The sequence below is a fragment of the Paenibacillus sp. G34 genome, from assembly GCF_056856875.1.
The window spans coordinates 2,093,002-2,119,365 of sequence record NZ_CM166469.1; the positions used below are offsets into that span (position 1 = coordinate 2,093,002).

The window sequence follows — 26,364 nt, forward strand, 5'->3', positions numbered from 1 at the left end:
TCTTTGTATGCAGTATTCCTGCCCGTCATCGTACAGACTGACGGGCAAGATAGGCGCTGTACTGGAAAATACGCTCCAGCGAACGCCGTCTGATCTGTGGTTCATCAAATTTCATCGGTTTCGCATTGGCTTCGAAAAACCAGATTTCGCCCAGATCATCTACTCCAAGATCCATGGACATTTCACCAAGCGTATATCCCGAGCCACGCTCAACCTGTCTTGCTATCATGAGTGAGGTGGATTTTACCCTCTTCATTAACGTCGTTGCCATTTCTTCCCCGAATAGCTCTGTAAGCAGCTTCTCGGGGTCTTCTACAGTGCCGCCGCGAGGTACGTGAGTTGTAATACTGCGCGAGCCTGCGAGTCGTGCTCCGATTCCGGTTACACTCCATTGGCCCTTGCCATTCTTCTGCACAAGCACACGAAGGTCGAATGGGCGTTTGTGGGAAGAGGCGAGTTCAATACCTTGCTGCATAATGTAAGGCGTATGTCCGGTTTCTTTGCGAATTCGGGCCCATAACTTGGATAGGGTGGCTGCCTTGTACGTCATACTTTTCCGAGTATTCTGTATTTTAAGTCGGTAAGGCAGTTTTTCTTTTTCTTGAAATTTGAGCATCATGATGCCTTTGCCAGCCTTTCCGCTCTCCGGTTTGAGATACAGATAAGGATAGGTTCGCAAAACCGTACCGAGGGAAGATGCACTGCGCATCCGCCGGGTATGGGGAACCAGTTGCTGGGTAGACTTGGATTTTTTGAGCCATTCGAACAGATTCCATTTATTGAAAAAATAAGGATTATACAGCTCGATGCCGGACTCCAGACATTCTTCAATTTTTCGCTGAACCGAAGGCTTGCGCTCGTCTTCCCGATTAGGGATACGGTTATACAACACGTGAGGGAGGGGGAACGGCTGTGAAGTCCATTTGCCGCTCCCTTTGTTGTACGTATATCCTTTCACGGTAGGTCCGCTCACATTAAGATCGCGGACCGTCACGATATAAACTACATATCCCATGCTTTCACCTGTTTGCAGAATATCCTGAAAATTTTGATGATTCCCTCTGAACATCCGCTTTTGATCATGCATGGTGAGCACGGCGATCACAGGTTTGAAATCATCATGAAGGCTCATCAAATGCCTTCCTTCTTCCGGAATTTGCTCAAATACAGGCAATGCTCCAAAATGTGTTCCACCGACGATTTGCCCTCCACCCGGAGTGAAGGGTGACGGAAGATGGAGCGCCCGGGTTTGGCGTTCGCTTCGAACATCCATACATGTTCCTCCTGATCAATGCCCAGATCAAAGCCAATCTCACCAATCAGATGCTGGTGCTGGGATTCAATCGCCTGGGCCAGTGTAATAGCGACGGATTTCGCCTGCTGCAGAACCTCGCCCGCACGTTCCCCGAAATTGCGGCTGAGCGCCTGTTCAGGGGTCATTAGAGAGCCGCCATTTTTGATGTGGGTTGTGACACTTCCCCGTCCTGCCTTTTTGGCGCCTATGCCGACAACAACCCACTGGTTATTCCCGTTTTTGTGCATGTGAAAACGAAAATCAATAGGGCAATCGTCAATTTCGATTAACCGTATTCCCTGTTGAACAACATAGCCGCGTAATTGTTTGCCATGTCGACCTTGAAGCATACGCATGAGACTATTAAACGAACCGAAGCGCAGCAAGGCGTTCCCGCCTTTTTTGCGATAACGTGCAAAATATCCACGTTTGGGCGAATACGTTAAACGATAGATTCCGTTTCCGAGACTGCCCGCGGTTGGTTTATAATAAACGAACTGATGCCGCTCGAGCATTTCCTTCATCTGTTCAATCGTTGGGTTGGTAATAGATTCAGGGATGTAACGTCCTGCGGTCGGTTCGTTCTCCAGTAATTTATAAATATCCGATTTATTGAAGAAGCTCCAGTTGAAAAAAGGAATTTTGCGGCGAATAAACCGTTCACGAAGCTGATTGATCGCCGGCGAGAAATCAGAGCGACGACTCGGTAAACGATTGTAGACGACATCGGGCAATGGCACCGTCCTGCGGAAAAAAGTCCCGCTCTCATTAAGAAAGTAACCGGAAACCGTCTCGTTCTGCCAGTTGATATCGCGCGGGGTGAAGGCATAGATATAGGATTTGCGGCTTCCTTCACGAAGCAGCTGTTTAATGAAACCTGTACGGGAACCAAATGGATTTGAGCTTGAAGATGAACCATCGGACAGTACTCCGATGAGCGGTCCAAGCTGTACTTCACCATCCTGAAGGTTGCGAAGATAAATGTTTCCGCGTTTCGGAACGTTCATTAAGTTACGGATGCCTGATGCGAGATACAGATGTTTCCCGGCTTTGCGAATGGGTTTGATGGTGGCTGGCACGCGATCACGCCCGAAACGCAGATGTATCGTCTTTTTTCCAGACAGATTGAGGCTTTTCATTAAAGCATTAGATACATACACCACTTTTTCGGGTTTTTGGGTGAAATGCAGGTTACAAAAGGTCAAACTCATGATTTATCCTCCTATCCTGAAAAAGATCCTTGTGCTCCTTGGCAAGCAGGCATTACAGGCCTCAGTCGCCTGGAATCGGGATGCGTTTCAGGCCAGCTTTGCTGGATGAATTCGGCATTTTCATTGGACGTGAGACGTCCGCGAGAACATGTTGTTGCAGCAGATAACGGGCGTAAGCAAGCGGTTGTGTATACGTCAGAGCGTGCATGTGTTTGTCATTCGCCTCGGCAAATGAGGTGCGACCTGGCTTGGAATTCACTTCGATTAACCACAGTCTGCCATCCACATCCGCTCCAAAATCAAGTCCAAGTTCCGCAAGTCTGCCGAAATGGCTCTCTAACATCGGAGGGATGAGAGCGGCAGCATGTTTGATCTGTTGCTGTAGTGATGCAGCCTGGTCTTTGCCATATTGTTCGATAAGGTATGCATCAGCAGGATAAGCGTTACCCCCGCCGTGAAGATTCGAGGTAAGAGAGCCTTCAGCTCCTTCCCGAACCATGCATCCCGTGAGCGTCCAGCGCCCTTGCCCGTTTTTTTGTACCAGTGCCCTTATATCAAATGCTCTTCCATGATGGCTAAGCTCCAGATAAGGCTGCACAATCAACTTTTGTACAGCCTGATGTGATTCCAGCCAGGAAGATACGTCTGTTGCTCGATGAAATGTCATATTAAAGTGTTCATTGTCTGTATTACGTCCTTCCACGATCCAGACAGATGGCGTATCTCCCTTGGATAGGCGAAAGGTGTTCTTGCCATGAGTTCCCGATGCAGATTTGAAAAATAAACCTTTAGGCCAGCGTGCAAGCCATATTTCCCAGGGAATAGATAACCTTACCCTGGATGTTGGCGCAAGCAGTGCCCGAATCCTGTTTGATCTGACTAGCGCGCGATGCACCTCCCATTTGCCAGGAAGTGCGGTTGACCAAGAGCGCTGGCGAAGACCGGAGGCATGAGGTAAATATTGTTCCAGCTGCTGCTTTGCATTTTTGGAGAGTGGGTGCAGGCAGCGGTTCATTACCAGATCAATCGCAGGAATACGAATGGCTCTCCATTGCTTCTGATGATAGATGTATGCTCTCTGAAGGGTGCCATCGATATATTTGATCGGAATCGGAATGACGATGATTCGCAGCCCGTAACGGGGACTTTCCACACAAAGCCTGCGGCAGAATCGTTCATCTGCAAAGGGAGGTGAGCCTTCTGCTTCTCGGACGAGTATAGCCATGGTGTAGATCTGAGTCGAATTAAACATGTTGCTGCACCTCCTTTATGAGATAACACTTCAGAATCCAGCCAGATATGTGGAGTATTCAAGCATCGCTTTGACCGATGGGCGAATTTTGCTCTCACTCAGCGGTGTATTATCATTTTTGGATGGTTTTGAATTTACCTCAAGCAACCATACGCGTCCATTTGTATCCAGCGCCAGATCTATGCCGAGTTCACCAAAATGGGCAGGAATAGCACTTTCAATTCCTTTAGCAATATCCAGTGCAGCCGTGTGCAGTCCTGCATATGCGGAAGCTTTGGCGGCGCTGGATAGCTGAGTTTTGGCTACGGCTTCTTTGACCGTGCTGAGACTTCCACCTCGCGCCAGATTGGAAACGTAGTGACTACCACCTGCAATCCGGGCGACGATGGAAGTTACGCTCCATTTGCCGGTTTTGTTCTTCTGCACAAGCGCGCGGAAATCAACCGGTCTGCCGCTGTGATCTATCAAGGTTAACCCTTGCTGGATCTGGTAGCGCGTTGTTTTCATTTTTCCGGACATACTGGCATACAGTTTATCCAGAGAAGCATAAGATTGTTTGCGGGTACCTCCAACGCTTGTCGCCAGAGTCAGATAACCTCCTTCTGCCTGGCGAGATACCCGGATAATACCTTTGCCCAGTGAACCGCGCACCGGCTTCAAAAAGATGACCGGATAACGTTGGCACATCGTCTTAAGGGTTGCTGATGTTTTGAGCAAATGGGATTCGGGCAGCACCCGTTTGAGTGTCGGGATCGACTTAAGTGCGTCAAACACCTCATTTTTGTCCAGAAACTTTTCATTAAATGTGTGTGTGCCATAGAGCGATTTTACTTCTTTCATAAAATGCTGTACGCTAGGTTTGTTCTCGAGTTTGCGGGACGTCAGCCGGTTATTGACTACATCTGCTACTGGCAGAATGGTCTTTTTCCAGCCGTCATCATATACCCAGCCTTTCATGTAGCCGGTTACTGCTCCGATGTCCTCCGGTGTGAAAAAGGATACATAGGCGCCCTGCTTCCGGCAGGCATGCACTAATTCCTGGCAGAACATCGTAATCGAGCCAAAGGGTCGATCGGGCTGATCGGGGTAATCCTGGCTGATCATAACGCTGATGTAGGGCCCCAGGCGAAGTGTATGGCTGGAAGCACGGTAAGATAACCTCAGGACTGAACGGGGAACAAGGCCGGTTTTACTGGCTACCGTCTGATTGAGTCTTAGTCCGTCATACCGTGGAACTGGAATAACGGTAACCTCACGACGGTACGAACCGAATTGCAGTTGAAGAGGTCTTCCCGAAGGAATCTTAAGTGTCTTGAGAACCCCTTCGCCCAGCATGATGACGTCGTCCTGCAGGATGCCCGAGCCGGTAACCTGTATCGTTACTTTTTTAGTGGACATCACGGATCTCCTTCCGGGCGGCAGCTTGATGTCTGATCTTGAAGTTGAACGGCATCTGAACATGGCATGTGCTTCATCATATGAGGACATATACCCCTTGGTGATTGACCCACCCGGAATTAAATGTGTTTGATTTGGGGCGTTTTTGGGCGGCCTGATCCCGAACCTTTTGTTTGAGTGCATAGAATGCATGTTCTTACACGGATGAACAACCAATTTAGAGGAGGAATTATAATGAATATTTATGACAAAGCCAATGATTTGGCAAAAGCACTAAGAGAGAGCAACGAGGTAGAGGAAATTACTTCTGCGATGAAATTGATTGAAGCTGATCCAGAAGCCAAAGCAATGCTGGACAACTTCCGTAACCAACAGATGGAACTGCAGCAACGCATGATGAGCGGAGATATGCCAGCACCGGACGAGATGGAAAAGATGGAAAAAGTCTTTGAAGTATTGAGTCTGAACCTGAACATCCGCCGCCTGTTTGATGCAGAACGTCGCCTTAGTGTGATCATTGAGGATGTAAATAAAATTATCGCAGACAGCTTGGCTCACCTGTATGGCGGAGCAGAAGCTTAAGCTATAAGCTTAATAAGCATATACTTGTCTGTTTTTTCTCTGTTCCTCTCATATTCCCTCTGAACCGTTCATAGACTAGCTATATAGAGTTGACCTATATAAGTTGAACTTATCATTTATACTAGAACGGAGAGGACAGAAAAAACCTGAAAGAGCGAAGCGTTCGCCTTTATCACCGGATTTTCCCCTTTAATTAAAGGGAATCAAAAAAATCTGGGGATAACAGCGACTGGAAGGTTATTCTGTCATTGGAGTGAAACGTATAAATAACTTTGGTTCGGCTTATCACAGATCAACGAACGAAGGAGCTGTGAATAGTGAAGAGGTTGAAAAAAACAAAACATGTCATCTATTTGCTGATTGCATTGTCGATGCTGGTTATTGCGCTTCCGCGTATTTCCTTTGCTGGCGGAATGGACTGGGTTAATATTTTTGGCATCGTGTGGGTGCTGTTCTCTCTGCTGATTGTAGGTGCTCACCTCCATTTCATTCTTGGCGTGGACGAGGAGAAGAAACGTGCGCTGGAGGCTATACGCCGGGCGAAGTTACGGCAATGGGAGATGAAGCTGCTGGACAAGCAAGAGCAGAGTAAATCGGTGTGAGCAGGGTAAGACCGGAATCCTTGATTCAAGGGGTTTCGGTCTTATTTGTGTATTTAGGCAGAGCCTCCATGATCCGATTCTTTACAATAGAAGCAAGATTTTTTTACTTAACAAGTTCAGGTTCCAGATGGGGTTATTTTCCTAAGGTCGTGTTATAATAGATACAGTATGGTACAGATGTAACCTCGGGGGTGGTACAGATGGACGGACAGGAAGAGAACGTCACGAAGCATGAGCAGCTTCTACAGCATATCGAACAACTGAAGGTAGGCAGCAAAATCTCAGTGCGCGGACTTGCGCGTGATTTGGGCGTAAGTGAGGGGACAGCTTATCGTGCCGTCAAAGAGGCGGAGAACTTCGGATTGGTCGTGACCAAAGAGAGAATCGGCACAGTGCGGATCGAGAAAAGACCTCGGGGCATGTCGGAGCAGTTGACTTTTGCCGATGTTGTCACAATTGTGGAGGGCCATGTTCTTGGCGGTAATGAGGGGTTAACCAAACCATTGCACAAATATGTAATTGGAGCGATGAAGGAACAGGCGATGGCACGATACATTGATGCCGGAAGTTTGCTTATTGTCGGGAACAGGGAAGATGCCCACTCCTTGGCATTGGAACAGGGAGCCGGCGTATTGATTACGGGTGGTTTTGGTACAAGCAGAGACGTAAGGATTATGGCTGATGAGCTGGGATTGCCGATTATCTCCTCCAGACATGATACTTTTACCGTGGCCTCCATGATTAACCGGGCTATCTTTGACCGGCTGATCAAGAAAAAAATTATGCTGGTAGAGGATATCATCGGCCAAAAACCGCGATTGCAGGTGCTTAAAGTAACGAGTTCCGCAGCAGATTTTCATACGTTGGTGTCGGAGACAGGGGAGCATCGCTTTCCGGTAGTAGATGAATGGAACCGGGTCATCGGGATTGTAAGTCTGAAAGATGTTAGCGAACTGCAGGCAGATCAAAGTATTGAAAAGTGTGTTGTTCGTCGCCCGATAACGGCATCGTTACAGACCTCCCTTGCTTCCGCTGCGCAGATCATGACATGGGAAGGCATTGATTTCCTCCCCATCGTTGATCGTAATCGTAAGCTTATTGCTTCCGTTACGCGTAAGGAAGTGTTGCAGGCCATGCGTGATGCGCAGAAGCAACCTCAGCTTGGTGAAACCTTTGATCATCTGATCTGGAACGGATTTGCGGAGGAGCGCGGGGAGCAGAATGAACTGTTGTTCCACGGCTTTATTATTCCCCAGATGGCTACAGATCTGGGTACGATCTCGGAAGGCGTACTGTTGAATGTCATGACACAAGCTGCCCGAAGAGCAGCTTGGGACGTCACAGGTAATGACCATGTGGTCGATAACGTAACGACTTATTTTGTCCGCCCGGTGCAGATTGAGGATCAGATTATGGTACGCCCCATGATTCTGGAGACGAGTCGCCGGACGTGTAAAATGGATATCGTCATTACTCGCGAGGGCAGTGTGGTATGCAAAGCAGTCATGACGCTGCAGTCCATAGACCATGCTTGAAATAAATGCGCAGATGTTCTCGAAACCGATCGATTGAACATCATATCCAGGCACATCAAAAAGAGAGCGATAGCCCGGTCAGGGGAAAAGGTGACCGTTTATCTGCTGTGAAGCATTGGCATCTCAGCATGTAAAGCTAGCAGCTATGCTGCAAAGCCTATACGGCATACCCTATTCACCCGATTGTACGGGCATGCTCTCTTTTTTCAAAACCCTTGTCCCAGCCAGATTTACTCCGAAACGCTTAGGCTTGTAGAAGAACCCAGCCTAAGCAGGTGAGTCGCTGGAATGTTGCTTAAGTCTGGCATAGTAGCTGCGATTGCGAATACCGGCAAATACGTTATAGGCTCCCATGACCAGGAAAAGCGCTTCCACAATGACAGATAAGGTAGAACCGGTGAAAACAAACATCAGGATTAGCGCGAGAATGATGAGCATGCAGCCCATCCAGATATTCGTCCAGGAACGGTACAAACCCGCTTCATGGTTGTCGGATGTCCGGCGTGAACGAATGCTGTTCAGTGCAGAACAGACCATAGCGATAGCGAAGAGGGCAATCAGTACATATTTGAATACTTCGATCAACACGCAGAAGCAGCTCCTTTTCTGGAAAACATAGACTGCCCTTATTGTATCATGTGAACATGAAAACAAGGGCAGTTTTTTTGCAGTTTTCGGATATTAAGCCGGAACATGCGTGCGAATCTGTACCCAGACCTGCAAAACGCCTTCCATGACAAGCATCGTTTTAACTTGAACGGAATATTCTTTTTCTCTGACTTTATAAATTTTCTGGTTAAGCATGATACGTGTCATTTTGCTATATTCATCGATGTTAAATACATCTCTGCCTCGCAGGACTTCAAGCTCGTCCCCGAGTTTTTGCAGCATCAATTTCAGCGAAGCCTCGTCCGGGCCTTTGTCGGATTCTTCGGCACGAACTTTGATCTCTTTGATGACCGTTTGGCGTTTACTGTATTTTTTCAGTGTTTTAATATCCTCCTCGTTCTGGTGCAGCTGAAGCTGCAATTCCTGATTATTCAGCCACAGTTTGTTGTAACTGAGATGAAAGACACCGTTATACACGACACATCCAGCGATCATTCCCAGCACAAATACGGCAGTCATGCGCATCAGCGGGCGGTAACGGGAGAAGGGAGGCAATCTCATGCGGAGTTATCATGGGTCATCTTCATTAACCCCTGCCCCCGCCGCACACCCATTTCACCAGTTCGGTTCCCATATGTGCACCCATAAAGGCTGAGATGAGATAAAGGATTTGTTTGACTGCCGGTGACAGGTTCCCATCCAGAAAATTGCTCTCAATCACACGCATCGGGTCGATCGTACCGCCCACAGCGGCAGCGAGTGCCCATATTTTGATCTTGCCGGAAATATCGAGCATCGTTTGTGTGGGAGGCTGGAGAGAGATAACCGCCCCTATACCTCCAATCATCGCGCCGCCCAGCACGATTCCGAATGCAATAAAAAAGTCGAGAATGGCTTTGGATAAAAAAGTGCTCACCCGTAACACCCCTTTCAGACCAGCAGTCTACCTCCTGTCTTTGGTTAGCAACAGGGGGAGCAGCTTGTACTTCTAATGTATGGGCGAGCCCCCTGACGTTATGATAAAATAGAATAATAAACTCTTATATTTAGATAGAGATTTAATTTTAGCGGGAACATTCATGTAGGTGCATATTTACGCGAACTTCGATGATTCGGATTTTGCGCATTATAAAGTACACTACGGCGGCACACAGCATCAATGATGAGAGCTGCCACTGTAAGCGGGGAAAGGAAGTAAAAAAACATGAGTTCTTTTGTGCATTTGCATGTTCACAGTGAATATAGTTTGCTGGATGGCGCTGCGCGTATTCCGGATCTCGTGGATAAAGCCGCAGATCTGGGAATGACGACACTGGCGCTGACCGATCATGGCGTGATGTATGGTGCTATTCCATTTTATAAAGCCTGCATAGCACGGGGAATTAAACCGATTATCGGCTGTGAAGCATATATGACGGCGGGTTCTCGTAAGGAACGGGGAAGCCGGAAGGATCAACCGATTCATCATTTGATTTTGCTGGCGAAAAATATGACCGGTTATCGTAACCTGATGAAGCTGTGTTCCATCGGACATCTGGAGGGTTTCCATTACAAACCGCGTATCGATATGGAGAGTCTGGCAGCACATCATGAGGGGATTATCTGTCTGAGCGCCTGTTTGGGCGGCGAAGTTCCCCAACATCTGCTGCATGGACGTGAAGAAGAGGCACGCCGTGCGGCAATGCGTTACAAAAATATTTTTGGCTCCGATTTTTATCTGGAATTGCAGGATCACGGGCTGGCTGAGCAAAAAAGAGTCAACCCTCAACTGATCAAGCTCGCAGCTGAACTGGAAATTCCACTAGTCGCAACGAATGATGCCCATTATTTATCCGAAGAGGATGCAGAGCTGCAGGACGTGCTAATCTGTATTGGGACAGGCAAAACCGTTGACGACGAAACACGTTTACGAATTGGAACAAACCAACTGTTTTTGAAGAGCGCAGAGCAGATGTCTCGCCTGTTCCCTCATGTGCCGGAGGCCATTGCCAATACGGTGCGGATCGCAGATTCTTGCGAACTGGAGCTGGAGTTTGGCAAATCGATTTTGCCAGAATACCGTCCATTGCCTGAAGGTCTGAGTCCATCAGCATATCTGCGTCAGTTGTGTGAGGAAGGCATGAACGCACGTTATGCCGATTCTGATCGCTGGAACGATGAGGTGCTCCGAACAGAGCTGGATCAACGGCTGGACTATGAACTGCGTGTTATCGACAGCATGGGGTTCTCGGATTATTTCCTGATCGTGTGGGATTTCATCGCGTATGCGCACAAGCAAGGCATTGTTACCGGGCCAGGACGGGGTTCATCGGCAGGAAGTCTGGTTGCGTATACACTGCGCATTACCGATGTCGACCCGATGAAGTACAATTTGCTCTTTGAGCGGTTCCTTAATCCTGAACGCATATCCATGCCCGATATTGATATCGATTTCAGTGATGAGCGGCGTGACGAGGTTATTGATTACGTGGCAGATAAGTACGGCAAAGCTCATGTTGCGCAGATTATTACATTTGGTACGATGGCCGCAAGGGCTGCTGTTCGTGATGTGGGGCGGGCGCTTAATGTACCCTATGGAGAAGTGGACAAGGCAGCGAAGCTGATTCCTGCACAGCTTGGTATCAACATCGAGCGTGCAATGGAAGCTACGCCTGAGCTGAAGATGCTGTATGAAACGAAACCCAAGACACGAGAGCTACTGGATATGGCGATGAAGGTTGAAGGAATGCCGCGTCATGCTTCCACTCATGCTGCGGGTGTTGTCATTTCCAGGGACCCGCTGACAGATGCTGTACCACTTCAAGAAGGTAGTGAGGGTACAGCTTTAACGCAGTATTCTATGGAAAATCTGGAGTCTATTGGGCTACTTAAGATGGATTTTCTCGGTCTGCGTACGCTCTCCATTATTGAACGGTGCTTGCGCTGGATTGGGGAGCACGCAGAAGTTCCCGATTTTACACGGATTGCTGACAACGATCCACTTACGTATGAGATGCTGGGACGCGGTGATACGATGGGTATATTTCAGCTGGAATCTGCCGGAGTACGCCGTGTGTTGAAGGAAATGAAGCCGAGTGTGTTCGAAGATATTATCTCCGTACTGGCGTTGTATCGTCCAGGTCCGATGGAGTTTATCTCCAAATACATTCAGGGTAAGCATGGTCAGATTGAAGTGGAATATCCACATGATGATCTGAAGTCGATTCTGAAAGATACGTACGGCATCATTGTGTATCAAGAGCAGATCATGCAGATAGCATCCCGCATGGCGGGCTTTTCCTTGGGAGAAGCGGATTTGCTTCGCCGAGCTGTATCGAAGAAAAAACGGGAAGTGCTCGATCTGGAACGAGGCCACTTTGTTCAGGGCAGTCTGAAACAGGGATATAGCGAAGCGGAAGCAGACCTCGTCTACGATATGATTGTCAAGTTTGCGAACTACGGTTTTCCGCGTGCTCACGCAGCAGCATATGGCGTCCTTGCGTTCCAAACGGCATATTTGAAAGCCCATTATCCCATCCATTTCATGGCCTCCATGCTTACTGCTGTTATGGGCAGCCATCGCAAGGTTGCAGAATATGTAGTCGAATGCCGTCACATGCAGATTAATGTGCTTCCACCGGATGTGAATGAGAGTGGCATTTTGTTCACACCTGTGTTTGCTTCGTCTGCTGTGAAGGAGAACGGTGAAGCAGGGGAATTGGGTGGTATTGAACAGGATAAGCACAGTGAGCTTGCAGTTACAGGTGGACAACCCGAAAGACTTGAAGCTCCCGAAGCCCGTGAAGGTGTTTCTTATGATAACTATGAGGAACATGGGGATTACGGAGAGGTGCCGTTACCCGATGATCCTGGGCCTATGCCGGAGAATAACGAACACTTAACGGAAATGGAGAGAAGTGGATACGACGAAGGTTGGCAGGCTGTATCTACTAAGTCAGATTCGAAAGAGTCGGGCCATAAGTTAGAGCCGGGTCTGGTGAGAATATCTGTATCGGACACTGTCCTTGGATCGGAACAGGTTCATGATCAGCAAGAAAAGCGGGATCATGATAGGATGCAGGCTGCCGAGTATGCTCAGTCTGAGGATGAGACACACAACCAGAATCGCGATCAGACGCATGGACAGATTCAGGAAAAGGCATCTGAATTAAGCGATGAGGAGAGTAGCGCAGTAACGAAATGGTCTTCAGGAGCCATTCGGTTTGGGCTGGCTGCGGTAAAAAATGTAGGTACGCAGGCCATGGAAAGCATCATGGCTGTTCGGCAGGAAAAACCGTTCGATAGCCTGCTCGATTTTTGTCGCCGTGTTGATCTGAGGGTGTGCAACAAACGTGTTATTGAATCGCTGATTCAGGCGGGGGCATTTGACAGCTTGCCAGGACACCGTGCTCAATTGCTGGCGATGTTAGATGAGACGGTTGAAGCGGCTCTGAAATGGCGTAAAGAGCGTGAAGACTTGCAGATTCAGCTGTTTGACTTTGTGGAGACACCAAACTGGGAGATTGAATATCCTGAAATTCCGCCATTCTCGGCAAGTCAACAATTGGAACTGGAACGTGAATTGCTTGGGCTGTATCTGTCCGGTCATCCACTGGATGATTACGAAGATGTGCTCACATCGAGCGGAGCTGACCGGATTATGGAATTGACGGAGGCGGCTGACGATACGATGGCCGTCGCCGCAGGTATGGTGGTGTCTGTGAAGTCGATTACGACGAAACAGGGCAAGGCCATGGCGTTCATGGAGCTGGAAGACCAGGTCGAACGCTGCGAAGTGGTTCTCTTTCCCGAGGTATGGCGGCGGAGCCAGCAGCATGTCGGGAAAGGTGAACTGCTCGTCGTGCGTGCCAAGGTGCAGCAGCAGGACGAAGGGTTTAAGCTGCTGGCCGAGGAAGTGTCGCCGCTGACACCGGCGGCACTGGAACAGCAGCTGCGCAGCCGCGAGCGCCGCGGCAAGCCCGGCAGCGGCAGCGCTTCGCGCCCGGCGCAGGCGGCTTCGCCGCAGCGGCCGGCGGGCGCAGGAGCCGCAGCGCAGCGCAGCAGCGCAGGCGTTGACGCTTCCGCTGCGCGCGCAAGCGGAAGCCGTGCCCCTGCCGCGACGCGCAGCGGGGCAGGCACAGGCGCCGCAGCCAGCGCAAGCGCGGGCAGTGCAGCGCCAGCGGCTAGCGCGGCAGAGCAGGGCCGCGCGCCGCGTGGGGCCGAGCAGCGGGTGTTCGTGAAGCTCACCCCGCAGGCCGAGAAGCCCGAACTGCTGGCGCGCCTCAAAGAGTTGCTCCAGCAGCACCCTGGCCCGGTGGCGACCGTGCTCTTCTACGAGCAGCAACAGAAGCTGCTCGCCCTGAGCGACGCCTACCGGATCAAACCTTCACCGGCACTGTTCTCCGAAATGGAGAAGATGCTTGGTGAAGGCACAGTCAAAATCAAATAGGCTGAAGCAGGTGGATGACCACCTTCAGGCTTCAGCAGAGATGTCCGCCGTTTATAATATAGAACGGCGGACATTCTTTTTTTCTACATAAAAGTTTTAGCAAGCGTCAAGCGTAATCTTCTTTTATGTTAAGTGCCAACAATCAACAAGAATATTTACCTTGCGTAAATATACACTTTTTTATGTGTAACAATCGTAAGAAGGACTACTCCGGTGAAAAACAGCAAAAACCGCCGGAAAATGCTATTTTATGAGCCATGATCTCTACTTGTTGGCCACTAGCAGATCTGCTGTGGTTCGCTATCTTCAACAATCCTTGCATACGACTTGAGCAAATCGGGGAATAGCCGCGGGGCAACATGCGTTTGAGCATGTACATTCGCACATTTTATGAACATTTTGCGAGTTCACTGCATACACTTGAGAACACCGAAGAACCTTGAGGTTCTCGGGGGATTGATGCGGGAGGTCGAGATATGTCATATGAGATCGCGGAAGCTATGCTGGCCCGGCGAGGTGTACAGATTGATGCTATCGCAGAAATTGTATATCGTTTGCAGAAAGGGTACCACCCGGAATTGACCATGGACGACTGTGTAACCAGCGTGAAATCCGTTTTGCAAAAAAGAGAGGTACAGTACACGCTGTACACAGGCATTGCGCTTGACGAACTGGCTGAAAAAAAACTTCTGCCCCAACCGTTGCAAGCCATTATGGAAGCAGATGAGTCCCTCTACGGAGTGGACGAGACTCTGGCTATAGGGATAACGCATGTGTATGGCATGATTGGTCTGACCAGTTTTGGATATCTGGATAAAGAAAAGATGGGCGTAATTCATGACTTGAACGAACAAAAAACTGCGGTTCATGTCTTTCTCGATGATCTGGTCGCTGGTCTGGCCGCCGCAGCCTCCGCCCGGATCGCACACAAAAATATTAAAGCCAAGAAATACTCTTCAGACGTTTAAAATCCATGATTACCATGTAAATAGCGAGGGTATCCCTTCAACCTGTTTAAAAGAATCAGGGGCGGCTATGGCTGCCCTGGAAGGTTTTTGCCGAGTGGAAAAAGTCTGCGACTTACATCACATAACGATGACCTTCTGGTTCGCCAAGCAGCGGTCAATGTCCCGAATCATCCGATTTTCTCCCTAAAGGTCTTCAACCCTTCCTTGCAGAAAAAAACGGAGGTATGGTATCATTAGTCCAATATACGGGCTCTGAACATTAGCTTAGGGGGCGGACATGGCATGTGGACGGTGATTTACATTGCGCCGACAGCAAAGGTTGCGGACAAGATCAAGACCAAGCTTTCGGAAGAAGGTTTTCTGGTACAGACCCGTCCCATCAGTTTATCCAAGCAACAATATGAGATTCGCGTCCCTTCTGGGGAATTGGAGGAGGTTCAGGAAGTGTTGAATTCCATTCTGCATTCCTGATTCACTTGATATTGAAGTGCCTTGGCAGATAACAAAAAGTACCATCGGTACATAAGGGACTAACCGCGTAAGCGGAAAGAGGAATCGACTTGCATGTGTGTTATGCTGCTGTCCTTCCTTCTTTTTTTGTTAATCGGTTATTTCAGGTAACATCAATCGTGCGGAGACAAGCCGTTGATTCTTGCCTTGTATCGGCGGGTTTTTTGTTGTAAATGCTGGTCAAGGACTAAAGCTTTGCATGAGTTACAAGCGTAAGCGGTTCACCGCAGCATGCAGATCAAGCTGATTGTTACAGCGGACTGCAGCCTGCGGCCATCAAATTATTGGCTGGAGAGGTGTAGTTGTGTTCAAAGATATATTCCAAAAGAAACGGAAGTACGCTACCATACCTTCCGAGCGTGCAATTCCAGGTGAACGTCAAGAAGCCGTCGAGCGCCCAAAACGTGAAATACCCGAAGGGCTTATGAACAAGTGCAGCAAATGCGGCACCATTCAATATAGCAAGGAACTGGAGAAAAACCTGAAAGTATGTCCTGCCTGCGGCTACCATATGCGTCTTAACGCCATGGAACGTATTGCAATGGTACTGGATGAAGAAGGTTTTGTTGAGCATGATGCCGATATGGTTTCGGTTGATCCACTCGGATTCCCGGGGTACAGTAGCAAGCTGGAGCAGCAACGTCTGAAATCGGGTTTGAAGGAAGCCGTTATAACAGGAGAAGGGACCATTGAAGGCCTTCCTGTTGTTGTTGCTGTAATGAGCTTTGATTTCTTCACAGGCAGTATGGGCTCTGTAGTCGGAGAGAAAATTACCCGTGCTGTTGAACATGCCATTGAGAAGAAGCTTCCTTTAATTATTTTCTCTACTTCGGGCGGAGCACGGATGCAGGAGAGCATTCTGAGTCTGATGCAAATGGCTAAAACAAGTGCGGCTTTAGCTCGTTTGGACGAGCAAGGAGGGCTCTATATTTCGGTGATCACCGATCCGACAACCGGAGGGGTATCGGCTAGTTTCGCGAGCCTTGGCGATATTATTATCGCTGAACCTGGCGCTGTGTTTGGTTTTGCAGGCAGAATAGTAATTGAACAAACGATCCGTCAGAAGTTGCCGGATGATTTCCAGACCGCAGAATTCAACCTCCAGCATGGTCAACTGGACATGGTTGTTCACCGGAAAGAACTTCGGACAACCCTTGGCAAGCTTCTCGATATGCACAGTGAAAAGGGAGGGGTCTAAATGGCGGGTAGTTTGCCATATGAAGCGCCTCTGATTGAGATGCGCAAAAAAATTGAAGAACTCGTTCAGTTTGGACAGGAAAAAGGGATTGATTTCACCGAAGAAATAGCCCGTCTCGAAGAACGTTATCATAGACTCGAAGAAGAGATTTACACCAGCATAACACCAGCTCAGAAGATGCATTTGGCTCGTCATCAGCAGCGTCCAACAGCACTGGATCTGATCCAGCTTATTTTTACTGATTTTACCGAATTGCATGGTGACCGTATGTTTGGTGACGACCTTGCGGTTGTTGGTGGACTCGCCAAGCTGAATGGACAAACCGTAACGGTACTTGGCCAACAGCGCGGAAAGGATACGAAGGACAACATTGCCCGCTTTTTTGGAAGTGCTCACCCGGAAGGGTTCCGCAAAGGACTGCGTCTAATGAAACAGGCTGACAAATTTGGTCGCCCGATTATTACGTTTGTTGATACTAAAGGAGCGTATCCGGGTAATACTGCAGAAGAGAGAGGTCAATCGGAAGCGATTGCCCGTAATTTGCTGGAGATGGCTAAGCTGTCCGTTCCAGTCATTGTTGTTGTTATTGGTGAAGGCGGAAGTGGCGGTGCCTTGGCTATGGCTGTAGGTAACCGTGTACTTATGCTTGAACATGCCATCTACTCGGCGATTTCTCCGAATGGTGCTGCTTCGATTCTGTGGAAGGATGCATCGAAGGCGGATCAGGCTGCTGAAGCGATGAAAATTACAGCGAAAGACCTGCTTGAGATGGAAGTGATCGAAGAGATTATCCCTGAGCCGCGTGGCGGGGCTCACCAGGATTACGATACAGCTGCGGCAGCGATATCAGAAGCTCTTGTTCGTCATCTGAAAGAGATGAAAGGGTGGAGTGCGGAGCAGTTGAAACAGGATCGCTACGAGAAATTCCGGAAAATTGGCTCAGTAACCTTTGAAGCACCAGCAACAGAGGAAGAAATTGCTGAAAAAAGCGAGTCTACAGGTGAAGTAGAACCACAATCCGGAGCAGAATCTGTCCAAGTGGAAGCATCGGAACAGCCGCTAGAAGCAGAACCTGTGAAAAATTTGTCGGGAAATGCAGAATGATGTGACGAATTTCCTATACAAATGATCGAAAGTATAGTAAATTTAATAGTTGGAAAAAGAAAAATAGAGATATAAAGTTAGACCTTTAAAATCGGAGGAAACCCAAAATGCGCAAAACGAAAATTGTATGTACGATTGGCCCATCCAGTGAATCCCTGGAGAATACCAAGAAACTGATTATGGCTGGCATGAACGTTGCCCGTCTGAACTTCTCCCACGGTGATTTCGATGAGCACGGCGGACGGATCGTAGCGATTCGCCAAGCATGTGAAGAGCTGAACAAAACTGTAGCAATCCTGCTTGACACCAAAGGACCGGAAATTCGTACAGGTAAACTTGAAGTTGAGCCAATTGAATTGGTTCAGGACGAGTACATTACTTTGACAACAGAAGAAATTCTGGGAACCAAAGATCGTCTTTCCATTACGTATGCAGATCTTCCTAAGGATGTTGAAGCTGGATCTACAATTCTGATCGACGACGGTCTGATCGGACTGACTGTGGTGGAAGTACAAGGCACCGAGATCAAATGCCGTATCGTTAACGGCGGTACAATTAAAAGCAAAAAAGGTGTTAACGTTCCGGGCGTTGCGATTTCCCTGCCGGGTATCACTGAAAAAGATGCTAACGATATCGTGTTTGGTATCGAACAAGGTATCGATTTCATCGCAGCTTCTTTCGTTCGTAAAGCAAGCGACGTGCTTGAAATTCGTGAATTGCTCGAGAAACATAATGCAGGTCACATTCAAATTATCTCCAAAATCGAAAACCAACAAGGTGTCGACAACCTGGACGAAATCCTTGAAGTGTCTGACGGCCTGATGGTTGCTCGTGGAGACCTTGGTGTAGAGATCCCTGCAGAAGAAGTACCACTGGTACAAAAACGCATGATCGAAAAATGTAATGTTGCGGGTAAACCGGTTATTACAGCTACACAAATGCTGGATTCGATGCAACGTAACCCGCGTCCGACTCGTGCGGAAGCAAGTGACGTAGCTAACGCAATTTTTGACGGTACAGATGCAATCATGTTGTCCGGTGAGACAGCTGCCGGTAAATATCCGGTAGAGTCCGTGCTGACCATGTCCCGTATCGCAGAAAAAGCAGAATCCGCTCTGCCATACCAAGAGTTGTATCTGAAACAACGTGTTGCGCAACAAACAACGGTTACTGAAGCGATCAGTCAATCCGTTGCTCTGTCCGCTCAAGATCTGAACGCTAAAGCGATCATCACGTCGACAGAATCCGGACATACAGCTCGTATGATCTCCAAATATCGTCCAGAAGCTCCAATCATCGCTGTGACGACAGAAGACAGAACTTCCCGTCGTCTGGCACTGGCATGGGGTGTAACTCCGGTTAAAGGAAGATTGGTAGATTCTACGGATGCTTTGTTCGAAAATGCAATTGAAGGTGGCGTAAAATCAGGACTGGTTAAAGAAGGAGACCTGGTTGTGATTACAGCAGGTGTACCTCTGGGCCGCTCCGGTTCTACAAACCTGATCAAAGTTAGCCAAATTCCAAACAACGCTTAATTGTAGCGTATGATTCGGTAAGTAACATGAAAGAAGCAATGGGGCTTGATGTCCCGTTGCTTTTTTTCCATCTTCATGACACGATTCTGTATTTTGAAGCGTATGAATGGTAGAGCCAAGGAGGTTGAGTACGTGCAAAAAGAAAGTCATGGTAACTGGTATACTGCCCGTCTTCGTGTACGTTATCAGGAAAGTGACCAGATGGGTGTCGTCTATCATGCGAACTACCTGAACTGGTTCGAGATTGGTCGTACCGAGATGATTCGCCAAATGGGGTATACATATCGTAAAATGGAGGAACAGGGACTGCTGCTTCCTGTAACCGGTCTGGATGTGAAGTATCACAAGCCGGCACGGTACGATGACGAGATCATCATCTTCACTCGAATCACTGCTTTTAGCGGCCTGCGCCTGAACTACGAGTACGACATAAGACGTATGTCTGAGGAATATGATGTCTCACTCGCTGTCGGTGAACGGGTGTGGGCACATGAAGAATCACTCCCTGGTGAACGCTTGGTGACGGGCTCTACCCAGCATGTGTGGGTGAATCTAGACTGGAAGCCGGTTAGACTGGATAAGGTCGCCTCGGAGCTATACAGCGCGCTTAAAAAGGTGTGGTTTTCAGGAAAGGAGTAACATATCAATGCGAAAATGGATGTGGGCTTTACTTTTATTAATTCCGGTGATTGAGCTGTTTGGTTTCATTCTGATGAGTGATTGGATCGGGGCCGGAAAAACATTGCTTCTTATGATTCTCACGTCCTTGATTGGTATAGCCATGTTGCAGTTTGAAGGGCGAAAAGTATTGATGGATGCCAAACAGGAGATGGAACGTGGCAAGGTGCCTGGGCGGAAAATGGTCGATGGTCTTTTTGTTTTTGTCGGCGGATTCTTGCTGTTGATTCCCGGCTTTGTAACGGACCTAATCGGCTTTACCTTAGTATTTCCGTTAACACGTCCAGTATATCGACTGTTCTTCCTGGGTTGGCTGGAGAAAAAGATGAGAAATGGCAGTATTACATTTTATCGCCGTCCGAAATAAAAGAGCATCTATCTTTATTCACACCTAAAAAATCTCCGTTCCGCAGACAACTTCTGCTGGGAACGGAGATTTTTGTTTTTGCGATTTAATTGAAGACTTACAAGTTGCTTGTTTCTTAAACTCAGACTCATCGGACTCTGCCATTAATAATATAGGTCCTAAGGTCACGAAGCACATTGGCGCGATTAAAGGCATCGAGGATTACAAGACTCACCGGGCCAATAATGAGGCCTAGCACACCAAACAACTTCAAACCAACAAACATGCCCACTAATGTAGCAAGCGGGTCTAACCCGACGCTACTAGCGAGAACTTTCGGTTCAATGATCTGCCGAGCAATGAGCAGGATAAGATAAATAACACTAATCCCGATGCCAAGATAGATATCCCCGTTCATGAACAAATACGCAGCCCAAGGTACCATTACCAGACCGACACCAAGATAGGGGAGCAGGTCGACCAGACCAATCAGCAGAGCGATCGTGAACGCTGACTTGACTTGAAGGATGAGTAGCCCAATCATGACGAACAGCGCTGTAATCGAGATCATGATCAGCTGTGCGCGCACATAACCAAAGAGGGCTTTTTTGAGGTCATTCCAGATGTCGGAGATCGGTTTGCGAACGGCAGACGGAACCCAACCAGAGACGGTAATGCTATGACGCGTCCAGCCTTTGCTAATGAAGAAGGTAGATAGCAGTACCACGATGAGAACCGCACCCATATTAGGTAGCGAGGTCAGCAGGTTTAAAATCAGGTTGAAAAAACCGGTAACAAGGTCACTTACTGCTGTTCCGACGGTCTCGGTTGTTTTGCTAATGTTGCTGTTAATGGTTTCTTGATAGTTCGGGTTTTCTTTGTAAAAATCGTTAATCTGCGCTATCAAACTTTGGATCGTATCGTTCTGTGTCCAGCGTACAAACGTTTCTTTGATTTCGTCCACATGCAGGTCAAAACTGGTGGTTAGTGAAATGACTTCTTTAACCATACGAGTAACAGCCGCAGATAAAATGACAGCGATGGCTCCAAAATACAATAGAAGTGATAAGGTAACCGCGAGCCAGCGCGGAAAACGAAGTCTATTCTGGAGCAGCTTTACGAGCGGATTCATGGCATAGGCAATAATCCAGGCAATGACAAAAGGATATAACAGCGGGAACAACAGGTACACGGCTACAGCGATCAGAAAGGTAGCGACAATGACCCACAGACCGCGAAGCAAACGTTTGAGAATGATTCGATCCAAGGTTCAACTCTCCTTTATTCAGTCAAGAGCTTATCTTATTAATATAGAGCAATCGTAAGCTTTTGAAACGCTAAAAAGAACAGTCTGCAACTGTGTGCCCGAATCCTGATTTCCACATCGTCTGCCTAGAGTATGCCTTATCTTTACAAATTATAGCAATACATTTTGCTATTATATTTTGTTTACAATTACTAATGGCATGAATTGTTTAACACACATTAAATGTAAACCCTGCTTGTGTAAAGGTTTTCAAAAATGCTTTATCACTCCGATAAATATGTTTGATGTGCGAATGAACTCTCATCATGTTCACATAAACGACAAAATCCAGTATGATGATATAAGTAAATACCGATTGACAGATAAGAAAACCGAATTTTGACAACTTAGGTCATTTTTAAAATGAAACGGTTTACAAAAGAGGTTAGGTGCATTTCGGCACTGATATGACTTTAAATGATTCCTGATTTCGCTTATTAAAGGAGAGATGTAATATGACAGCTACCAAAGGTCTGGAAGGCATCGTTGCAACAACCTCTTCGATCAGCTCTATTGTAGACGGTGTGCTTACATACCGTGGATACGATATCGATGATTTGGCTGAACATGCAAGTTTTGAAGAAGTTGCTTATCTGCTCTGGTTTGGCAAGTTGCCAACCACAGTTGAACTGAAGTCACTTCGTAAAAGTCTGAGCGATTATGCGCCGATTCCGAGCGAATTGATCGCCCAAATCAAGTTGTATCCAAAACACATCAGCACGATGGCAGCTCTGCGCTCCGCAGTTTCCGCACTTGCACTCTATGATGAGCAAGCGGATGAGATGACAGAAGCAGCGAATGAAAACAAAGCGGTGAAGCTGCAAGCCCAATTGCCAACGATTGTAGCGGCGATCTCTCGTATTCGTAAAGGACAAGAGCCTGTGGCACCAAAAGAAGGCGCTTCCATCGCTGAGAACTTTTTATACATGATGACAGGAGAAGAGCCGTCTGAAACGGCGGTAAAAGCACTTGATCAAGCACTTGTTCTGCATGCGGATCACGAGTTGAATGCTTCAACATTTGCTGCCCGCGTTACGGTAGCGACTCTGTCTGATATATACTCAGGCGTAACTTCTGCGATCGGTGCACTCAAAGGACCTCTGCATGGTGGTGCAAACGAAGCCGTTATGAAAATGCTGGACGAGATCGGTACACCGGATCGTCTGGAAGCGGCTATCCAGGAGAAACTGAATAACCGTGAGAAAATCATGGGCTTTGGACACCGCGTTTACAAAAACGGTGACCCACGTGCGAAGCATTTGCAGAAGATGTCCAAAGAACTGGGTGAGATGAACAACGATACCCGTTTGTATGAGATGTCCGTGAAGATTGAAGAAATCGTGACAGGTCAAAAAGGATTGAAGCCGAATGTCGACTTCTATTCCGCTTCCGTTTACACTCAACTGAAGATTGACCAGGAATTGTTCACACCGATCTTTGCGATCAGCCGTGTGTCCGGTTGGACAGCGCATATTCTGGAGCAACTTGCAGATAACCGCATTATCCGTCCTCGTGCCGAGTACACGGGTCCAACAGATCAGAAATACGTTTCCATCGATCTTCGCTAAACTTTAGCAAAAACAGTATAATCATATAGATGAGGCGAGGGGCTTGTGAATACGAGGCTATACTGCCGAGTAGAGACAGCCCTTCCTTCCTGCAAAAATGTGGTATGCTTCATACTGTGAAACCAAAACTTAGGAGGAATTGTAATTATGAAATTGGAAAAATTTGCACTCCCAACTGAAGGCGAAAAAATTCAAATTGACAACGGTACGCTTCAAGTACCTAATAATCCAATCATCCCATTCATCGAAGGTGACGGTACAGGCCGTGACATCTGGAAAGCTTCTGTACGCGTTCTGGATGCAGCGGTAGAAAAAGCATATAACGGTACTAAAAAAATCGCTTGGTATGAAGTGTTTGCTGGTGAAAAAGCATTCAATACATACGGAGAGTGGTTGCCGAACGATACGCTTGAAGCGATTCGTGAGTACATCGTAGCAATCAAAGGACCACTGACTACGCCAATCGGCGGCGGTATCCGTTCCCTGAACGTGGCACTTCGTCAAGAGCTTGACCTGTACACTTGCCTGCGTCCTGTACGTTATTTCAATGGTGTACCTTCCCCGGTTAAACGTCCTGAGCTGGTTGACATGGTTATTTTCCGTGAAAACACAGAGGACATCTATGCAGGTATCGAGTACGCTGAAGGTTCTGCAGAAGTGAAAAAAGTAATCCAGTTCCTGCAACAGGAAATGGGCGCTAACAAAATTCGTTTCCCTGAAACTTCCGGTATCGGAATCAAGCCGGTATCTTCCGAAGGTTCCAAACGTTTGGTTCGTGCAGCGGTTCAATACGCAATCGACCACAACCGTAAGAGCGTTACACTGGTACACAAAGGTAACATCATGAAGTTCACTGAAGGTGCCTTCAAAAACTGGGGTTATGAAGTGGCTGAAGAAGAATTCGGCGATAAAGTGTTCACTTGGGCACAATACGATGTAATCAAAGAAAAAGACGGTACAGATGCAGCGAATGCAGCTCAAAAAGCAGCTGAAGATGCTGGCAAAATCATCGTAAAAGATGCAATTGCTGATATCGCTCTGCAACAAGTATTGACTCGTCCGGGTGAATTCGATGTTATCGCTACATTGAACCTGAACGGTGACTATCTGTCCGATGCTCTTGCAGCGCAAGTTGGCGGAATTGGTATCGCACCAGGTGCGAACATCAACTACGTAACTGGACATGCTATCTTCGAAGCAACACACGGTACTGCACCGAAATACGCGGATAAAGACGTCGTGAACCCTGGTTCCGTAATTCTCTCCGGCGTAATGTTGCTTGAGCACCTGGGCTGGCAAGAAGCGGCTAACCTGATCTACAAAGGCATGGAAACATCCATTAACAATAAAACGGTAACGTATGATTTTGCACGTCTGATGGACGGCGCAACAGAAGTGAAATGTTCCGAATTCGCTGATCAAATCATCAAAAACCTGTAACAAAAACCTGTAAGGGGAGATGTGAATCGTGACTATTCAGCGCAAAAAAATCACAGTCGTTGGTGCCGGTTTTACGGGTGCCACAACTGCACTGATGCTTGCCCAGAAGGAACTTGGGGATGTTGTACTGGTTGATATTCCTCAACTGGAGAATCCGACCAAGGGTAAAGCACTCGATCTGCTGGAGGCCAGCCCTGTGCAAGGGTTCGACAGTCATATCGTGGGAACTTCCAACTATGAGGATGCAGCTGGTTCGGAGATTGTGATCATTACAGCTGGAATTGCCCGCAAACCGGGCATGAGCCGTGACGATCTAGTGAATACGAATGCAGGTATCGTGAAGTCCGTGTGTGAAAATGTGAAAAAATATTGCCCTGATTCCATTGTCATTATTCTGAGCAACCCGGTAGATGCAATGACGTATGCAGCGTATCAGACACTCGGTTTTCCGAAAAACCGCGTGATTGGACAGTCGGGTGTGCTCGACACGGCCCGTTACTGCACGTTCATTGCGCAGGAGTTAAATGTATCCGTAGAAGATGTACGTGGCTTTGTGCTGGGTGGTCACGGTGACGATATGGTACCCCTCGTTCGATATTCGAGTGTGGGCGGTATTCCAATCGATACCCTGATTCCAGCAGATCGCATTGATGCGATTGTGCAACGTACCCGTGTAGGCGGCGGTGAGATTGTTAACCTGCTGGGTAATGGCAGTGCATACTATGCTCCAGCAGCTTCACTGGTCCAGATGACGGAGGCCATTTTGAAGGACAAAAAACGCATTATTCCGGTGATCGCTTATCTTGAAGGTGAGTATGGATATCAGGATCTCTTCCTCGGTGTGCCAACCGTTCTGGGAGGCAACGGCATTGAGAAGATTTTCGAACTGGAGTTGACAGCCGAAGAAAAAGCGGCGCTTGATACGTCTGCAGATTCGGTGCGTAACGTCATTTCAATCGTTAATATTTAAGTTTTGAAGACTTTTTGAACTTGAAAATGAGAAAACCTCCGTAAATACGGAGGTTTTCTTTTCTTTGGATAAGTTCCCCAGTATAATAAAATGTGATATACAGCACAGCGAAAATGTTGAGGAGGATGAAAATTTTGACAATGATTATGTATTTGCTCCATATCATCGGAGCACTGGCTATGGGATTTTATCTGATTCTGCCATTTGTGGTCGGTAAAATTCGCACATTAAGCTTGCCAGCACAGGAGGGAGCATTCGCGTCACTTCGTTCGTTAAACAAAGTTGCGCAGTATGCACTTATTATCCAGCTTCTTACAGGTGGTTATCTGATGACCAAGGGTAGTTACTCCCACATCTGGATGGCTGTTGTCGTAGTGCTGCTTCTGGCTATTGCAGCGATTGGCGGAATTATGGGTAAACCGCTGCGTCTTGCAGCAGAAGGTGTAAAAAATAACAAGGATGTCACACCATACCAAAGCAAAATTCGTATGTTCAGTACATTACTTGCGGTGTTCTTGCTCATCATGGTGTATCTGATGGTAGAGAGAACAATTTTCTAAAATAACTCCTATAGATTCATCAATCCCAGATGGTCTATGATCTTGAGGTAAAGCGTTTGCAGATATTCAGGACAAGCAGTTTAAGCGGAGCTACAGGTGGTGACTGATGTCTCAGGAAATGGGGACGTCTTCATTAACTGTGGAGTAAGGTTGAGTATCATAAGCATGGACTTGATCCAATAGATAGGCGAGTAGAGAAAAAACAGACAGCCCTGAGGTTGTCTGTTTTTTTGTATAAACTCTTCTAGGGTGTGACTGAAAACGTTGAAG

At 47.6% G+C, this 26,364-nt stretch carries 23 protein-coding genes; 15 read left to right on the plus strand and 8 right to left on the minus strand.

Annotated features, from left to right (window positions below):
• Nucleotides 1-25: 25 nt before the first annotated feature.
• The 4 genes from AC1VYS_RS09610 to AC1VYS_RS09625 form a co-directional block, all read right to left on the minus strand.
• Nucleotides 26-1,132, minus strand: a complete 1,107-nt coding sequence (locus AC1VYS_RS09610; protein ID WP_482914052.1) for a YheC/YheD family endospore coat-associated protein — start codon at nucleotides 1,130-1,132, stop codon at nucleotides 26-28.
• Nucleotides 1,132-2,505, minus strand: a complete 1,374-nt coding sequence (locus AC1VYS_RS09615) for a YheC/YheD family endospore coat-associated protein (RefSeq protein WP_482914053.1) — start codon at nucleotides 2,503-2,505, stop codon at nucleotides 1,132-1,134. Before AC1VYS_RS09615 ends, AC1VYS_RS09610 begins: the two co-directional genes overlap by 1 nt.
• A gap of 61 nt (nucleotides 2,506-2,566) precedes the next feature.
• Nucleotides 2,567-3,757 carry a YheC/YheD family endospore coat-associated protein gene (locus AC1VYS_RS09620; RefSeq protein ID WP_482914054.1) on the minus strand — a complete coding sequence of 397 codons (1,191 nt, stop codon included), beginning with the start codon at nucleotides 3,755-3,757 and terminating at the stop codon, nucleotides 2,567-2,569.
• A gap of 30 nt (nucleotides 3,758-3,787) precedes the next feature.
• The gene (locus tag AC1VYS_RS09625) at nucleotides 3,788-5,155 is read right to left on the minus strand and encodes a YheC/YheD family endospore coat-associated protein (RefSeq protein WP_482914055.1); all 1,368 of its coding nucleotides are present in this window, start codon (nucleotides 5,153-5,155) and stop codon (nucleotides 3,788-3,790) included.
• A 234-nt stretch (nucleotides 5,156-5,389) separates the two neighbouring features.
• On the opposite strand from AC1VYS_RS09625, the gene AC1VYS_RS09630 reads away from it, so the two are divergent.
• The 3 genes from AC1VYS_RS09630 to AC1VYS_RS09640 all read left to right on the plus strand — a co-directional run bounded on the left by AC1VYS_RS09630 (nucleotide 5,390) and on the right by AC1VYS_RS09640 (nucleotide 7,874).
• Nucleotides 5,390-5,737, plus strand: coding sequence for a YlbF/YmcA family competence regulator (locus AC1VYS_RS09630; protein ID WP_441925632.1), 348 nt, complete (start codon nucleotides 5,390-5,392; stop codon nucleotides 5,735-5,737).
• Between the two features lie 317 nt (nucleotides 5,738-6,054).
• The gene (locus AC1VYS_RS09635; protein ID WP_482914056.1) at nucleotides 6,055-6,339 is read left to right on the plus strand and encodes a hypothetical protein; all 285 of its coding nucleotides are present in this window, start codon (nucleotides 6,055-6,057) and stop codon (nucleotides 6,337-6,339) included.
• A gap of 200 nt (nucleotides 6,340-6,539) precedes the next feature.
• Nucleotides 6,540-7,874 carry a DRTGG domain-containing protein gene (locus tag AC1VYS_RS09640; RefSeq protein ID WP_482914057.1) on the plus strand — a complete coding sequence of 445 codons (1,335 nt, stop codon included), beginning with the start codon at nucleotides 6,540-6,542 and terminating at the stop codon, nucleotides 7,872-7,874.
• Nucleotides 7,875-8,141: 267 nt separating this feature from the next.
• Here AC1VYS_RS09640 and AC1VYS_RS09645 read toward each other — a convergent pair whose 3' ends face one another.
• From AC1VYS_RS09645 to AC1VYS_RS09655, 3 genes are all read right to left on the minus strand, one after another.
• Complete coding sequence (locus AC1VYS_RS09645) at nucleotides 8,142-8,462, minus strand: YtpI family protein (protein WP_482914058.1); 321 nt, start codon at nucleotides 8,460-8,462, stop codon at nucleotides 8,142-8,144.
• A 93-nt stretch (nucleotides 8,463-8,555) separates the two neighbouring features.
• Nucleotides 8,556-9,044: a sporulation membrane protein YtrI gene (locus AC1VYS_RS09650; RefSeq protein WP_482914059.1), complete on the minus strand. Its 489-nt coding sequence runs from the start codon at nucleotides 9,042-9,044 to the stop codon at nucleotides 8,556-8,558.
• A gap of 25 nt (nucleotides 9,045-9,069) precedes the next feature.
• The gene (locus tag AC1VYS_RS09655) at nucleotides 9,070-9,399 is read right to left on the minus strand and encodes a YtrH family sporulation protein (RefSeq protein ID WP_090920214.1); all 330 of its coding nucleotides are present in this window, start codon (nucleotides 9,397-9,399) and stop codon (nucleotides 9,070-9,072) included.
• Between the two features lie 288 nt (nucleotides 9,400-9,687).
• Here AC1VYS_RS09655 and AC1VYS_RS09660 point away from each other — a divergent pair, with 288 nt between their 5' ends.
• The 8 genes from AC1VYS_RS09660 (at nucleotide 9,688) to AC1VYS_RS09695 (ending at nucleotide 20,271) form a co-directional block, all read left to right on the plus strand.
• Nucleotides 9,688-13,911 (plus strand): DNA polymerase III subunit alpha, encoded by a 4,224-nt coding sequence (locus AC1VYS_RS09660; protein WP_482914060.1) that lies wholly within the window; start codon nucleotides 9,688-9,690, stop codon nucleotides 13,909-13,911.
• A 476-nt stretch (nucleotides 13,912-14,387) separates the two neighbouring features.
• Nucleotides 14,388-14,879, plus strand: a complete 492-nt coding sequence (locus tag AC1VYS_RS09665; protein WP_482914061.1) for a phosphatidylglycerophosphatase A family protein — start codon at nucleotides 14,388-14,390, stop codon at nucleotides 14,877-14,879.
• Between the two features lie 282 nt (nucleotides 14,880-15,161).
• Nucleotides 15,162-15,350, plus strand: coding sequence for a glutamate decarboxylase (locus tag AC1VYS_RS09670; protein ID WP_090920220.1), 189 nt, complete (start codon nucleotides 15,162-15,164; stop codon nucleotides 15,348-15,350).
• A 343-nt stretch (nucleotides 15,351-15,693) separates the two neighbouring features.
• Nucleotides 15,694-16,587, plus strand: a complete 894-nt coding sequence (gene accD / locus AC1VYS_RS09675) for an acetyl-CoA carboxylase, carboxyltransferase subunit beta (RefSeq protein WP_090920223.1) — start codon at nucleotides 15,694-15,696, stop codon at nucleotides 16,585-16,587.
• Nucleotides 16,588-17,691 carry an acetyl-CoA carboxylase carboxyltransferase subunit alpha gene (locus tag AC1VYS_RS09680; RefSeq protein WP_482914062.1) on the plus strand — a complete coding sequence of 368 codons (1,104 nt, stop codon included), beginning with the start codon at nucleotides 16,588-16,590 and terminating at the stop codon, nucleotides 17,689-17,691.
• A 107-nt stretch (nucleotides 17,692-17,798) separates the two neighbouring features.
• Nucleotides 17,799-19,226 carry a pyruvate kinase gene (pyk, locus tag AC1VYS_RS09685; protein WP_090920229.1) on the plus strand — a complete coding sequence of 476 codons (1,428 nt, stop codon included), beginning with the start codon at nucleotides 17,799-17,801 and terminating at the stop codon, nucleotides 19,224-19,226.
• 102 nt (nucleotides 19,227-19,328) lie between these two features.
• Nucleotides 19,329-19,865, plus strand: coding sequence for an acyl-CoA thioesterase (locus tag AC1VYS_RS09690; protein WP_482914953.1), 537 nt, complete (start codon nucleotides 19,329-19,331; stop codon nucleotides 19,863-19,865).
• Between the two features lies 1 nt (nucleotide 19,866).
• Nucleotides 19,867-20,271, plus strand: coding sequence for an FxsA family protein (locus tag AC1VYS_RS09695; RefSeq protein ID WP_090920522.1), 405 nt, complete (start codon nucleotides 19,867-19,869; stop codon nucleotides 20,269-20,271).
• 127 nt (nucleotides 20,272-20,398) lie between these two features.
• On the opposite strand, the gene ytvI is transcribed toward AC1VYS_RS09695, so the two are convergent.
• Nucleotides 20,399-21,517 (minus strand): sporulation integral membrane protein YtvI, encoded by a 1,119-nt coding sequence (ytvI, locus tag AC1VYS_RS09700; protein WP_090920232.1) that lies wholly within the window; start codon nucleotides 21,515-21,517, stop codon nucleotides 20,399-20,401.
• A gap of 494 nt (nucleotides 21,518-22,011) precedes the next feature.
• Here ytvI and citZ point away from each other — a divergent pair, with 494 nt between their 5' ends.
• From citZ to AC1VYS_RS09720, 4 genes are all read left to right on the plus strand, one after another.
• The gene (gene citZ / locus AC1VYS_RS09705) at nucleotides 22,012-23,124 is read left to right on the plus strand and encodes a citrate synthase (protein ID WP_482914063.1); all 1,113 of its coding nucleotides are present in this window, start codon (nucleotides 22,012-22,014) and stop codon (nucleotides 23,122-23,124) included.
• A 147-nt stretch (nucleotides 23,125-23,271) separates the two neighbouring features.
• Nucleotides 23,272-24,564 (plus strand): NADP-dependent isocitrate dehydrogenase, encoded by a 1,293-nt coding sequence (gene icd / locus AC1VYS_RS09710; protein ID WP_482914064.1) that lies wholly within the window; start codon nucleotides 23,272-23,274, stop codon nucleotides 24,562-24,564.
• A 28-nt stretch (nucleotides 24,565-24,592) separates the two neighbouring features.
• Nucleotides 24,593-25,534: a malate dehydrogenase gene (gene mdh / locus AC1VYS_RS09715; protein WP_482914065.1), complete on the plus strand. Its 942-nt coding sequence runs from the start codon at nucleotides 24,593-24,595 to the stop codon at nucleotides 25,532-25,534.
• Between the two features lie 146 nt (nucleotides 25,535-25,680).
• Nucleotides 25,681-26,094 carry a hypothetical protein gene (locus AC1VYS_RS09720; RefSeq protein WP_482914954.1) on the plus strand — a complete coding sequence of 138 codons (414 nt, stop codon included), beginning with the start codon at nucleotides 25,681-25,683 and terminating at the stop codon, nucleotides 26,092-26,094.
• Nucleotides 26,095-26,364: the final 270 nt, after the last annotated feature.

Coding starts and splice junctions, on each gene's coding strand:
- AC1VYS_RS09610 (WP_482914052.1), bottom strand. CDS start 1,132: ATGAGCCTTCATGATGATTTCAAACCTGTGATCGCCGTGCTCACCATG.
- AC1VYS_RS09615 (WP_482914053.1), bottom strand. CDS start 2,505: ATGAGTTTGACCTTTTGTAACCTGCATTTCACCCAAAAACCCGAAAAA.
- AC1VYS_RS09620 (WP_482914054.1), bottom strand. CDS start 3,757: ATGTTTAATTCGACTCAGATCTACACCATGGCTATACTCGTCCGAGAA.
- AC1VYS_RS09625 (WP_482914055.1), bottom strand. CDS start 5,155: ATGTCCACTAAAAAAGTAACGATACAGGTTACCGGCTCGGGCATCCTG.
- AC1VYS_RS09630 (WP_441925632.1), top strand. CDS start 5,390: ATGAATATTTATGACAAAGCCAATGATTTGGCAAAAGCACTAAGAGAG.
- AC1VYS_RS09640 (WP_482914057.1), top strand. CDS start 6,540: ATGGACGGACAGGAAGAGAACGTCACGAAGCATGAGCAGCTTCTACAG.
- AC1VYS_RS09650 (WP_482914059.1), bottom strand. CDS start 9,044: ATGAGATTGCCTCCCTTCTCCCGTTACCGCCCGCTGATGCGCATGACT.
- AC1VYS_RS09660 (WP_482914060.1), top strand. CDS start 9,688: ATGAGTTCTTTTGTGCATTTGCATGTTCACAGTGAATATAGTTTGCTG.
- AC1VYS_RS09665 (WP_482914061.1), top strand. CDS start 14,388: ATGTCATATGAGATCGCGGAAGCTATGCTGGCCCGGCGAGGTGTACAG.
- AC1VYS_RS09670 (WP_090920220.1), top strand. CDS start 15,162: ATGTGGACGGTGATTTACATTGCGCCGACAGCAAAGGTTGCGGACAAG.
- AC1VYS_RS09680 (WP_482914062.1), top strand. CDS start 16,588: ATGGCGGGTAGTTTGCCATATGAAGCGCCTCTGATTGAGATGCGCAAA.
- pyk (WP_090920229.1), top strand. CDS start 17,799: ATGCGCAAAACGAAAATTGTATGTACGATTGGCCCATCCAGTGAATCC.
- AC1VYS_RS09690 (WP_482914953.1), top strand. CDS start 19,329: ATGAATGGTAGAGCCAAGGAGGTTGAGTACGTGCAAAAAGAAAGTCAT.
- citZ (WP_482914063.1), top strand. CDS start 22,012: ATGACAGCTACCAAAGGTCTGGAAGGCATCGTTGCAACAACCTCTTCG.
- icd (WP_482914064.1), top strand. CDS start 23,272: ATGAAATTGGAAAAATTTGCACTCCCAACTGAAGGCGAAAAAATTCAA.
- AC1VYS_RS09720 (WP_482914954.1), top strand. CDS start 25,681: ATGTATTTGCTCCATATCATCGGAGCACTGGCTATGGGATTTTATCTG.